This is a genomic window from Methylobacterium sp. WL103 (genome assembly GCF_008039885.1).
GTDB lineage: Bacteria > Pseudomonadota > Alphaproteobacteria > Rhizobiales > Beijerinckiaceae > Methylobacterium > Methylobacterium cerastii.
On the sequence record NZ_VRUX01000423.1, the window covers coordinates 1 to 3749 of the forward strand.

General features: G+C 72.0%; 3 protein-coding genes. 1 reads left to right on the plus strand and 2 read right to left on the minus strand.

Going from position 1 to position 3749, the window contains the following annotated elements; genetic code table 11:
• Positions 1–254 precede the first annotated feature (254 nt).
• The gene (locus tag FV222_RS19795) at positions 255–1502 is read right to left on the minus strand and encodes a glycosyltransferase family 4 protein (protein ID WP_147754095.1); all 1248 of its coding nucleotides are present in this window, start codon (positions 1500–1502) and stop codon (positions 255–257) included.
• A 141-nt stretch (positions 1503–1643) separates the two neighbouring features.
• Positions 1644–2267, minus strand: a complete 624-nt coding sequence (locus FV222_RS19800; protein ID WP_147754096.1) for a polysaccharide biosynthesis/export family protein — start codon at positions 2265–2267, stop codon at positions 1644–1646.
• A 189-nt stretch (positions 2268–2456) separates the two neighbouring features.
• On the opposite strand from FV222_RS19800, the gene FV222_RS19805 reads away from it, so the two are divergent.
• Positions 2457–3749: GumC family protein (locus FV222_RS19805; protein ID WP_187277390.1), on the plus strand; the 1293-nt coding region annotated here is incomplete at its 3' end.

Below are 3749 nucleotides of genomic sequence, written 5' to 3' on the forward strand. Positions count from 1 at the left end.
CTTCGGCACCGGCTCCGCGACGCGGGCCGGGTCGGCGAAGCCTGCCGCCACGGTCTCGCCCTGTCCGGCGACCTTCAGGAGATCACGGACGTCGAAGGCACTCATCGCTCGATTCCCAGCAGTTCAGCGGCTTCGTTCGTGCCGGGAAGTATCGCAGGGCTCCCTATAGGATTGTTTAAAGTTGCGGACGGCGACGGCGTCGTTTCGCTGGGATGCGGACAGCAGGCATCACGTTCCTGCGACGGTCGGCGGGCTCAGGCGGCCTCGACGCGGGCCGGTTCGGCCGACGCCCCCGGGCGGCGGGCGCGGAAGGCAGCGGCGTAGCCCGAGAGCACGTCGGCGCCCATCCGCTTCATCGAGAAGCGCTGGCGCACGGAGTCGCTCAGGGTCCGGAACCGGGCGGCGCGGCTCTCGGGCGCCTCGTCGAGGACGCGGGCGATCGCCCGCTGCAGCGCGATCGGATCGCGGGCCGGGACGAGGTCTCCGGCGGCCGAACCGAAGATCTCGGGGATGCCGCCCACGTCGGTGGCGACCAGGGGCTGTGCGGCGGCGGCCGCCTCGAGCACGACGTAGGGCAGGGACTCGGCGAAGGACGGCACCACCATGATCCGCCCGCGGGCGAGGACGGAGCGGATGTTCTGGGCCGGCTCGAAGGCGATGGCGCCGGCAAGGCCCAGGGCTTCGGCCTTGGCCTGGAGCAGCCCGGCATCGGGGCCGGAACCGACCATCAGCAGGCGCACGCTCCGGCCCTCTTCGCGCAGCAGGGCCAGGGCCTGGAGCAGGATCGGCAGGCCCTTGGCCTCGCGCAGCTCGCCGACATAGAGCAGGTCGAACGGGTCGGCCGCCGGGGTCAGGGGTGCGAACTCGGCCTCGCTCAGGCCGTTGTGGACGATGCGGCTGACGCGCCCGTGGGTGCCGACGTAGGCGCGGTGGCGCCCGGCGACGTACTCGCTCTCGAACAGGAACACGTCGGTGCGGCGGGCGAGCAGGCCCTCGGCGCCCATGTAGACCCGGTGCAGCAGGCTGCCGGGCCGGTAATTGTAGCTGCCGCCGTGCGGGGTGTAGGCGCGGATCACGCTGCGGCCGCCGGGTACGGCAGCGAGGCGGGCGTAGGCGCCGCCCTTGGCGCCGTGCCCGTGCAGGACGTCGGCCGCGACGGCCTCGGCGCGAGCCGCGACCGCGCGCAGGCAGGCGAGGTCGGACGGGTGCGGGTTGCGCCGCATCGGGATGCGGGTGACGCCGAGCGCGAGGCAGGGGGCGAGGTCGGAGAGCGCCTGGACGGCGCGCTCGCCGCCGGTGGTCGCGTCGCAGACGATCCCGACGCGGTGCCCGGTCGCGGCCTGGAGGCGCGCGAGGTCGACCACGTGCCGGAACAAGCCGCCGACGGGCGCGCGGAACACGTGCAGGATGCGACGGGGTTCGGCATCCGAAGGGCTGACGGACGGGGTCACGGCGGACGTCTCCAGGCCGGCGGGTGCGGCGGGCTTCCGCTGTCCTGCCATGCCGGCCCTGTCCAGGCGGTTAAGCGCACGCGACCGCGCCGGCGGACCGGGCCGGGCGCAGTCCTTTCCGGCGCCGAGGGTCAACGTTCGGCTAACGCGCGTCCTACTGATCGCCGAGACGGCGGCCTTGCGACCGCGCTCTCAGAAGAACCGCTCCTTGATGACGATCGTGTCGCCGGGGCGCACGGGATACGTCATCGGCACGATGCCCGAGACCAGCTTCTCGCGGCCGGCCTCGTTGGTCGGCTCGAGGCCGGGGCCGGCGGTGGGGCCGCCCTTGCCCTCACGGGTGAGCACGGCGTAGTCGCGCGCCGCCCGCGGGCCGAACCCGGCGGCGATCGCCACGGCGGTCTCGACCGTCATCCCGTTGACGAAGGGGTACTGCCCCGAGGTGGTGACCTCTCCCAGGATGTAGAACGGGCGGTAGGCGTCGACCTCGACGGTGACGTGCGGCTCGCGCACGAAACCCGCGGCGAGCTTGGTCTCGATGGTGCGGGCGGCCTGGCCGGTGGTCTGCCCGCCGATCTGGACGACGCCGATCAGCGGCATCGCGATGCGGCCGCCGCCGTCGACGGCGTAGATGTTCGACAAGTTGTCCTGTCCGAACACGATGACCCGGAGCTTGTCGCCGGCCGCGAGCGCGTAGCGCGCGCCGATCGAGCCGGTGCCGGTCGCGTCGAGCTGGGCGGTCCGGTAGTCCGGCCGCAGGCAGCCGCCGAGCCCGAGGCTGGTCGCGAGAACGAGGAGGAGTACGCGTCGGTTCATCACCACAGCCGTCGTGATTGCCTGATCGATCGTTTCGTAATCCGTTAAGGTTAAGAAATGCTGTCGCCCCAAGGCGGGCGCACTGCACCGCGCCGGCTTTAACTCTCAAGCAACCTTAACAGGTTCTATTGATCCCACGTGTTGATGCGTGGGCACAGTCGCGGCCCGGCATCGCGAAGAGATCGTGCCATGTCCCGAATCGCCCCGCGCGCGGCCGCCCCGATCGAACGGCCGGCCTTCGCCGCAAGGCCCGCCCCGGCCGACGGCCTCAATCTCGCCCAGGTGCCCGCCCTGCTGCGCCGGTCGTGGCACTGGATCGCGCTGCCGACGCTGGTGGTCGCCGGGCTCTCGACGGTGTTCGTGCAGGTGGTCTCGCCGCGCTACACCGGCGAGGCGAAGCTCCTGCTGGAGAGCCGCGAGGCCGCCTTCGCCCGCACCGCCTCCGAACGCGCCGAGCAAGTCCCGCCGATCGACGAGCAGGCGGTGGCGAGCCAGGTGCAGGTGATGATGTCGCGCGACCTGGCGCGCGAGGCGATCCGCCGGCTCAACCTCGTCGGCAACCCGGAATTCGATCCGAGCGCCGGCACCATCGGCCCGGTCCAGCGAACCCTGATGATGCTGGGGCTGGCCAAGAACCCCCTCGACCGCCCGGCCGAGGACCGGGTGCTGGAAGCCTATTTCGAGCGGCTGCTCGTGTTCCCGGCGGGCAAGTCGCGCATCCTCTCGGTCGAGTTCCGCTCGAAGGACGCGGAGCTGGCGGCCAAGGGCGCCAACACCGTCTCCGAACTCTACATCGCAGCCCTGGAGGCGGCGAAGGTCGACACCGCGCGCTACGCCTCGACCTGGCTCGGCGGCAACATCGACAGCTTGCGCAAGCGCGTGGCTGAGGCCGAGGCGCGGGTCGAGGCCTACCGCGCCGGCAACGGCCTCGTCGGCTCCACCGGCGCCAGCGGCCAGCCGCTCAACGCCCAGCAGCTCGGCGAACTCTCGACCCAGCTGTCGCAGGCCCGCATCCTGAAGGCGGACCTCGCCGGCCGGGCGAAGGCCGTCAAGGAGATGATCAAGGACGGGCGCGCCTTCGAGATCCCCGACGTCGCCAACAACGAGGTCATCCGGCGCACGGTGGAGAACCGCATCACGATCCGCGGGCAGCTCGCCCTCGAATCGCGGACGCTCCTGCCGGCGCATCCGCGCATCAAGGAGCTGACCGCCCAGCTGCAGGACCTCGACGCCCAGATCAAGGCCTCGGCCGAGCGCGTCGGGCGCACCCTGGAGAACGACGCCAAGATCGCGGCCTCCCGCGTCGAGAGCCTGCAGGCGGCCGTGGACGGCCAGCGCGACGTGGTGGTCAAGGGCAACACCAGCGAGATCCAGCTGCGCGCCCTGGAGCGCGAGGCCAAGGTCCAGCGCGAGCAGCTCGAATCCTACCTGTCGCGCTACCGCGAGGCCGCCGCCCGCGACGGCGAGAGCGCCACGCCCGCC

Bases quoted from the DNA above. Each gene is read 5' to 3' on its own strand.
- FV222_RS19795 (WP_147754095.1), bottom strand. From the start codon at position 1,502: ATGGCAGGACAGCGGAAGCCCGCCGCACCCGCCGGCCTGGAGACGTCC.
- FV222_RS19800 (WP_147754096.1), bottom strand. From the start codon at position 2,267: ATGAACCGACGCGTACTCCTCCTCGTTCTCGCGACCAGCCTCGGGCTC.